Genomic DNA, 7,500 nt, shown 5'->3' on the forward strand with positions numbered 1-7,500 from the left:
GAAATTTGTTTTGTTGCATGAAAGGACAACTCCTTGATCGAATTTTTGAAAATTGAATCGCTTCTGGAAAATTATGCAAGGTTTTTCTTTTTTCAAAGAGTAAATTCGAGTTTGAGCGAGGGGCATAATTCCTTGACCGGATCTAGGTTTTAAAAAAGATAGAAGGAGATCGGGAGCGAAAGGTTTGCTTTTTCCAACTTTAGAATTTTTCGTATTTTTTATCTTCGTATTCCTGGTTTATTGGTATTTGATTCCCTACTTTTTCGGAAACGATACAAAAGCTTTATCTTTCACTCATTTTTTTTTACTAGTCGTCAGCTATTATTTTTACATGAGTTGGGACTGGAGATTCGGCGGTTTGATATTACTTTCTACCGTGATCGATTTTGTTCTCGCCGCGAGAATCGATTCTTCTCGGGATCAAAGGACCAGATTCGCTTTGATCACAGTCAGTTTGGTTTTAAATCTCGTCTTTATATTGGGTTTTTTCAAATATTATAATTTCTTTGCGGACTCCGTCAATTTATTCCTCGGACATTTCGGAGTAAAAAATGCGCTTCCGATTTTACACGTTATTCTTCCCGTGGGAATCTCCTTTTATACGTTTCAATCTTTGAGTTACACGATCGACGTGTATCGGAGGCAAATTCTTCCGGAAAAAAGTTTTTTACGATTTGCGTTGTTCGTTTCTTTTTTTCCTCAACTTGTAGCGGGGCCGATTGTGACGGCCAAAACCTTTTTACCTCAACTGGACACGGCTAAAAATTTAACGGAGATTCGATTTAGAAAGGCGATCCGTTATTTCATCCTGGGTTATATCAAGAAGGTTGTGCTTTCGGATAATGCGGCTCCGATCGTCGAAAAAATATTCGGTCATCCCGAAAACTACGGAACAGTCGCGCTTTGGTTAGGGGCTACTTTATTCCTCATACAAATTTACTGCGATTTTAGCGGTTATACGGATATGGCTTATGCATCCGCATTGTTGTTAGGCTACGAGCTACCGGAGAATTTCCGAATGCCTTTTATTGCAAGAAGCGTTACGGAGCACTGGAGAAGATGGCATATGACTCTTTCCACTTGGCTTAGGGATTATGTGTATATTTCCTTGGGAGGAAATAGAGCGGGGGCTTTTCGCCATAGATTTAATCTTTGGTTTACGATGTTTGTAGCCGGTTTTTGGCATGGAGCGGCTTGGACGTTTATCATCTGGGGAAGTTGTCAAGGGACGATTTTACTTTTGGAAGCTCTTTATGGAAGTTTAAAGGAAAAACATTTTCGGGATTTTCGGATACTTCCGGATAAAATATTGGCGCCGATCCAAATCATTCTTACCTGTTTCGTATCGGTAGCCGTCGGGACTTGGTTTCGTGCCGAGTCGTTTACGAAAGGTTGGATCATGCTGAAAAAGATGTTCATTTACACCGAAGGAGGCTTGCGTCCTTATATGCTGAAGACGGGAATTCCGGTTATCCTTTGTGTGATTGCCGGTCAGTGGCTTGGTTATTTCATCTTCGAAAAAAAGATGGAATGGAATCCGCCCGTATGGTTCGAGTTCTCGTTTTATCCGATCATCGCGATGATTCTGGCTCTTCTGACCCCGGATTTGGAACTGCCGTTCATCTATTTTCAATTTTAATTATAGAAAGAATTTCGGTTAATAAGGATTATACTAATGCGAACTATGTTTGAAGGAAAGTCGGTTCAAAAAGGATCGGGACAAAATCTTTCTGGACAAACATTTGTTTCGCTTCAACTCTGATCCGGATATGTTTGGTAATCCGGACGAACAGCCGAGAAGTCGTAGATACTATCCGGGTATTTATGCCGATTATATCATACAAATCGAATTCGGTTTAATTACACTTCATGCGGAACTTGTCAACATTTCCGAGACTGGAATATGTATCATCTTAAACGGAGAGGATTTGGACGTTACGGAGCCAGTTTATGGTTCTGTAATTGAAAAGGAATCGGGAAAACGTCTTGAATTCGAGGGTGATATCGTATGGGTTGGTCCTGAAGTGATGGATCATAAGACAAGATTTGCCTATGGACTTAGATTTCGTGTGCCTATGGTTTTGACGGAGTCGTTGGTTTTGATCAATCTTTCTTTGCAAGATCCCTAATTCTGTCCTGCCTATCCTAAGTTTCCGGATTGCCATATCCGCTTTCTTTGGGATCTTTGAATCATGGATTCATCTTCTACAAAGATAGAGCGGAAACAAATCATTCCTAAAAAACCGACCTTAAGAGAGATTGAAATCGGTCTTCTCAGAAAGATCAAAGCAGGGGATGATGAGGCTTATATTCAACTTGTCAATCCGTTTCGGGAGAGGCTCTATCGCAAAGCGGTTTCGATGGTGAAGGATGGAGACGATGCGGAGGATATCGTTCAAGACGCACTCATTTCCGGATATAGATCGATTCGTAACTTTCGTGCGGATTCCGGAGTTTATACCTGGCTTTATCGAATCGTAGTCAATAAATCCAAGGATATGTTGGCGAAACGGAAACGAGCTAAAGAGAATTCTATGGATGATAAGGAATACCAGGTGACGGATGATCGGGTAGGATTCGAAAAAAAAATTGAACTTAGTGATGAATCCAACTATCTAATTAGCAAAATCAACGACTTGGAAGATCTCTATAAAGAGGTGATTGAACTTAGATACTTCGAGGAAATGTCTTACGCGCAGATCGCCGAAGTTCTGGGAACCAACGTGGGAACCGTAAAGAGTAGGCTCTTTAAGGCGAAAGAATTCCTGAAACATTTGATTTTACAAGACGGCAAGGGTGAAGGATACTTTAGGTAAGAAAGATGGAAAGTTTACAGTCAAAATTCAAAATTCCGCTTTTTCTTCGAAAGGAAGACGGAGATTTACTTAAGATTGAAAATTCGCTCGTGAAAACGATGTCCGAACTCAGGGACAAAGAGTTACGTAGTATTAACTTGAGCGAGGAGTTTTCAATCCGATTGAAAAATCAACTCAAAGCAATTCGGCCCGAACCCGAAAAAGGATGGGAAAAAATCCGGGAAAACATTCTCGCCAATCGTGGTTTACAATTTTCCTTTTCAGTCGTTTTGATAATTGCAATCGTATTCGTAACTTATAATCGAATTCAAAGTCCCGACGTTCCCAATTTGTCCGAAAGATCCGGTACCATATTCGAGCAATCTTCAACGGGAGATTTTCAGGACATTCCTTCTTCCGGTAAATTCCGATCCGAATCGGACAAAGTTCTTCTTAGACAAATTCCTTCCACTGCGGAAGCCAGAAAAACGATCGATTCTCTCCGGAAATATTTTTCTGAAAGAGGGGATTTGGGAATTGTGGAAGAATTGGATCGAATTCTCGAACAAACCCAGGGAAATAATCCTTAACTTTACGTTCAAGTTTTAGCAAAGCCGTCTTGTTCCGTGAACCGAAAGTGGGAATTCCTATAGAAATTGAATGAACCAAAAATGGGGTGTGTGCAAATGGAATAGAAATTTTCTATTTCTTAATTCCGCCCTGTCTTCTTTGAAAAAAGCCCGGGTCTACTGAGTCCAGGATTTTCTTGGATTCTTGGTAGATTTCGCCGTATTGCATTCCCCTGTAAACGTCCAGAAGCAGACAAGCATGTTGTAGGATTCTACAACGAATCTTAAAGTCATAGAGATCTTTTCTAGAATTCAAAGTGTCTTTCAAACGAATTAGATTTTGATAATATCCTAGAATTTCCTTTTCGGAATAATTCCTGGTTTCCTCGAAAATTCCTTGTTCCGCCAAAACGACCGGAAGAACTTCTTTCAGATCTGATTCTTCTTGATAAGAACTTTTTAGTTTTTCGATCCAGGAAAAGATCGGTTCCGATTTCAAAATCGTGAGAGGCGCTGCGGAAGGGTCCTTTAAAAAAGCTTCTCGAAAGAGAAGGATGGCTCTTCTTTCCTCGCCGGTTTGAAAAAAGGATTCCGCTTTCAAATAAAGGAACTCGGGAGAATTCCTTTCCACGGAAGAAGAATAATTTAAAATTTCGAGCGCGTTTCGATAATCTCTAAAGCGGATGAGTTCGCGTATCAGACCCAGCAGTGCAGAGGGATCTTGAAAGTGAAGGCCTTCCCTTTGAACCGAGATTTTCAGCTGATCGACAGCTTCTGCTAAAACCGATTCCGAAACGGCGCGAAAGGAAGAGGTTCCAGTGAATTTTCTCAGTTCGAACGCGTTTTGAAACTCAGAAAAATATTGAACGAGAAGATGGCTTCTTTCTCTTCCTTCTTTCGTGTTGTGAATTCGATCTATGCGGTTGTCCCAGTAAGAGGAGATGAAATAACCGGCGATTACCTCCGGATTTTCCGGGTCTTCTCCGAGAAGGAAATCGAAAACTTTTTTTGCCTTATCGAAATCTCCGTTTGAAAGGTATTGGTTTGCTTCTTCGAGTTTTCTGAGAAAGGACATTTGAGAATTGGTTCTTTAGCTTAAGTTTAGAATCCGGTGGAGAATTCCACCGGGCGGAATGCCGAAATCGGTCAGTGATTCGCTTTTTTGTCGTGATGTTTACTCACTTGTTTGACGATTTTGTCTTCCAAACCGTCGATACAAGCGTAGATATCCTTGCTTGAATTCTGTGCGTTGAATTTGTTACCGTCTCCGTGTAAATTCAGGTTTGCAGTGACTTCTCCGTGGATCATTTCAAAAGAGATTTCGAAGGACTGAACCGCATGAAGATATTTTGAAACTCGATCCAACTTGCTGTTTGCGTATTTTTCGGCTGCTTTAGAATGATCGACGTTTTTCCAGTTATAATTTATTTTCATAGGCTGCTCCGAATTGTTATTGTACCGGACAAATTGAAGGACGGGGTTCAAGATCCGGAATTTCAGGTTAGTCTTGAAAGAGAAAGAGTCAAATCAAAAAAAGCCCGCCCTTTTTAGGTGGCGGGTAAGTAAGTTAGAACTAGAGATGGGATAAATTCACGGGTTTGAGCGAGGGCAAGAATTACTCTGCTTTTGCAACGCTTTCCATATGGATGGAGCATGCTTCTTGGTATTTTTTATAAGCTTCCTCTTCCGCATTCAGAGCGGAATCGATGTCTCCGATTTTCTGATAGATTGAAATTACATATTTAATGTTCTCAAGGGCTCGGCAGGACTTTCCTTGACGGAACTCGGAAATGGATTTGAGATAAAGAACCAGAGCGTAACCGGAAGATTCTTTTTCTCCCATTTTTTCACGGACTGTTAGAGATTGGTTGTAAAGATCGATTGCAGAGTTGTAGTCTCTTCCTTTTTGTTTGAGGCTTCCCAAAGCACTTAACTTATTTGCGAGTTGGATTTCATTCTCAGGTGTGAACTTATTCAGTTCTTCTTCTACCTTTTCGGCTTCTGGAATTGCGTAAAGTCCTGTAAAAATGCTTAAAAAGAGGGCAATTGTCGCAAACTTGTTCATCTTATCACCTCAGTTCCAGTGTTCTTGCATAAATATATGCAAGTGGCGTACCAAATTTTTAGGAGATTCTAAGATTCTTTCTTTTTTTTCTCGTTTTGCTTGAGCCTTTTCAAAATAGTCGAAATCAAACATTCTGCTGGATGATCGCGCTGCTTTTGGGAAACCAAGAGAGTGAGGAAAGTCCGGACACCAGGAAACACGGGACCGGGTAATTCCCGGAATTTTTTCTTTGAGAGAAATTTTAGGGAAAGAATATGGAAAGTGCAACAGAAAGGATACCGCCCCGTCGGAGAAATCCGGCGCGGTAAGGGTGAAATGGCGGGGTAAGAGCCCACCTTCGATTTCGAGAGAGATCGGGAACGGTAAACCCTCCCGGGTGCAATCTCAAATAGGCAGCCTTTTTGCCGTTTCCGCGCAGGGCTGTGGGTAGAGAGCAAAGACTTCGATCGGTAACTTTCGGAGCAAGATAAATGATCATCCATCTCTTCAGGAGAGGACAGAATCCGGCTTATAGGCAGAGTGTTGGTATTTCGGTTTAAAATCTCGTTTTCGTTTTAATCAATTTTTGTGTTTAGAATTTATTAAGGGACGTAATCTGTGGGAACTCCGGCGTTTTGTTAGGAACATGGCGAATGATTGTAGTTGAGTTTCTTTTGAGGTTTGGGATTGACTCTTTTAAGAAAAAAAGTTTAAAACCGCTACATGAGCTTCTACGGATTCCGATAAAGCCGTTAAATTATAGCCGCCTTCTAAAAAGGATAATACTTTACCTTCGCAGATTTTGTCGGCACTTTCTAAAACGATTTTAGTTAAGTCTTCAAACCCCTTGGTTGTGATATTCATTCCGCCCAGAGGATCTTCCTTGTGCGCGTCAAAACCCGCGGATATTAATACGACATCCGGTCCGAAATGTTCCATTGTAGGAATTACGACTTCTTTGAATTTTTGAATGTAGGCTTGGTTGTCCGAGTTCGCTTGCATTGGAATGTTTTTTGTAGTCCCAATACCTTCGTTTTTTCCGGTTTCACTGGAAAGGCCAGTCATAGGGTAAAATGGAAATTGATGAATCGATAGGTAGAAAACATTTGGATCTTGGTAAAAAATTTCTTGGGTTCCATTTCCATGATGAACATCCCAATCGATAATAAAGATTTTCTTGAATCCATTCTTCTGCAAATATCGGGCGGTAATAGCAACGTTGTTTAACATACAAAAACCCATGATTCGATTGTGTTCCGCATGATGACCTGGAGGTCTAAGAAGCGAAAAACCGTTTTTGATTGTTCCTGAAAGTAAAGCGTTTGCAAGGGTTATTCCGGAGTTTGCGGCGGAATAAGCTGCAATCCACGATTTTTCCGTGAAAGGGGTATCGGAATCAAAGTAACCTCTTTTTCCTTTTGAACGTTCGATTTTTTGAAGATGAGTACTGGAGTGAATTTCATTGAAGAACTCACTGGGAACCTTCTTCATTTCAGGGAAGAATAAGGAATTAAAATAATTGGTTTGATGTAATTTATTAATACATGCGAGTAATCTATCGGAACTTTCATAGTGTGGAATTTTTGGATTCGCGTTATGATAAAGAAAATCTTCTGAGTAAATGAAACCTGTCTTCATTTTCATTCCTATCACTTCTCCTTTTGAACGTTATTAGAGTTGCTGAAAAATTCCATGATTCGGATTAACAAAACCGCTTCAAACATCCATTTCAATAGGGCAGAAACGGACAGAGAATTAATTTTTCAACAACTCTATTTAACTTTTTTTGCTGAAGGATCGGTTTAATATGCAATCTGGCTGTTTTCGTACAAGACTTTTCTTCTTACGTCAAACTCACGTTAAAAAGGGAGGATGAACGCTAAATTCGGAAGATACTGTCATTGCATAGTTTACTACTCGGACGCATGAAAACGATACTCGAAAATAAGCGATCGGTTTTGCAAAAGTACAACGGTTCTCAAAAATTAAGTCAAATCGGGAAATCTCGACTTTTTAGAGGAAGATTCCAACATTCTAATTTTCGAAATAGTTTATCATAGTATTTTATTCATGCGTCCGAGTAGTAATTACA

9 protein-coding genes and 1 other RNA gene (1 of these 10 cut by a window edge) are annotated in these 7,500 nt (G+C 40.3%); 5 read left to right on the forward strand and 5 right to left on the reverse strand.

The genetic code is table 11. The features are described 5' to 3' along the window. A protein-coding gene (locus tag LEP1GSC062_RS07230; protein WP_020983843.1) for a DUF3332 domain-containing protein crosses the window boundary here: on the reverse strand, nt 1-19 show its start. 587 nt of this gene lie to the left of the window's left edge; 19 of the gene's 606 nt are visible here — the first part of the coding sequence; its start codon is at nt 17-19; the stop codon falls past the left edge of the window. A gap of 165 nt (nt 20-184) precedes the next feature. On the opposite strand from LEP1GSC062_RS07230, the gene LEP1GSC062_RS07235 reads away from it, so the two are divergent. The 4 genes from LEP1GSC062_RS07235 (at nt 185) to LEP1GSC062_RS07250 (ending at nt 3,385) form a co-directional block, all read left to right on the forward strand. Then, nucleotides 185-1,639 (forward strand): MBOAT family O-acyltransferase, encoded by a 1,455-nt coding sequence (locus LEP1GSC062_RS07235; RefSeq protein ID WP_010578646.1) that lies wholly within the window; start codon nt 185-187, stop codon nt 1,637-1,639. Nucleotides 1,640-1,769: 130 nt separating this feature from the next. Next, the gene (locus tag LEP1GSC062_RS07240; RefSeq protein ID WP_039941490.1) at nt 1,770-2,129 is read left to right on the forward strand and encodes a PilZ domain-containing protein; all 360 of its coding nucleotides are present in this window, start codon (nt 1,770-1,772) and stop codon (nt 2,127-2,129) included. A gap of 63 nt (nt 2,130-2,192) precedes the next feature. Continuing rightward, nucleotides 2,193-2,816 (forward strand): RNA polymerase sigma factor, encoded by a 624-nt coding sequence (locus LEP1GSC062_RS07245; RefSeq protein ID WP_020983866.1) that lies wholly within the window; start codon nt 2,193-2,195, stop codon nt 2,814-2,816. 5 nt (nt 2,817-2,821) lie between these two features. After that, nucleotides 2,822-3,385: an LIMLP_12425 family protein gene (locus LEP1GSC062_RS07250; protein ID WP_010578648.1), complete on the forward strand. Its 564-nt coding sequence runs from the start codon at nt 2,822-2,824 to the stop codon at nt 3,383-3,385. A gap of 112 nt (nt 3,386-3,497) precedes the next feature. On the opposite strand, the gene LEP1GSC062_RS07255 is transcribed toward LEP1GSC062_RS07250, so the two are convergent. The 3 genes from LEP1GSC062_RS07255 to LEP1GSC062_RS07265 all read right to left on the reverse strand — a co-directional run bounded on the left by LEP1GSC062_RS07255 (nt 3,498) and on the right by LEP1GSC062_RS07265 (nt 5,429). Continuing rightward, nucleotides 3,498-4,439: a tetratricopeptide repeat protein gene (locus tag LEP1GSC062_RS07255; protein ID WP_010578649.1), complete on the reverse strand. Its 942-nt coding sequence runs from the start codon at nt 4,437-4,439 to the stop codon at nt 3,498-3,500. Between the two features lie 71 nt (nt 4,440-4,510). Beyond that, nucleotides 4,511-4,798 carry a ribosome hibernation-promoting factor, HPF/YfiA family gene (gene hpf, locus LEP1GSC062_RS07260; RefSeq protein ID WP_002556490.1) on the reverse strand — a complete coding sequence of 96 codons (288 nt, stop codon included), beginning with the start codon at nt 4,796-4,798 and terminating at the stop codon, nt 4,511-4,513. 181 nt (nt 4,799-4,979) lie between these two features. Continuing rightward, the gene (locus LEP1GSC062_RS07265; protein ID WP_010578650.1) at nt 4,980-5,429 is read right to left on the reverse strand and encodes a tetratricopeptide repeat protein; all 450 of its coding nucleotides are present in this window, start codon (nt 5,427-5,429) and stop codon (nt 4,980-4,982) included. 128 nt (nt 5,430-5,557) lie between these two features. Between LEP1GSC062_RS07265 and rnpB the strand changes: the two genes are divergently transcribed. Next, nucleotides 5,558-5,956, forward strand: an RNA gene (gene rnpB, locus LEP1GSC062_RS20475) — RNase P RNA component class A. A gap of 148 nt (nt 5,957-6,104) precedes the next feature. Here the strand turns inward: rnpB and LEP1GSC062_RS07275 are convergent. Next, nucleotides 6,105-7,046 carry a histone deacetylase family protein gene (locus LEP1GSC062_RS07275; RefSeq protein ID WP_039941493.1) on the reverse strand — a complete coding sequence of 314 codons (942 nt, stop codon included), beginning with the start codon at nt 7,044-7,046 and terminating at the stop codon, nt 6,105-6,107. Between the last annotated feature and the right edge of the window lie 454 nt (nt 7,047-7,500).

Origin of the sequence: Leptospira alexanderi serovar Manhao 3 str. L 60 (assembly GCF_000243815.2) — a bacterium.
Classification (GTDB): Bacteria; Spirochaetota; Leptospiria; order Leptospirales; family Leptospiraceae; genus Leptospira; species Leptospira alexanderi.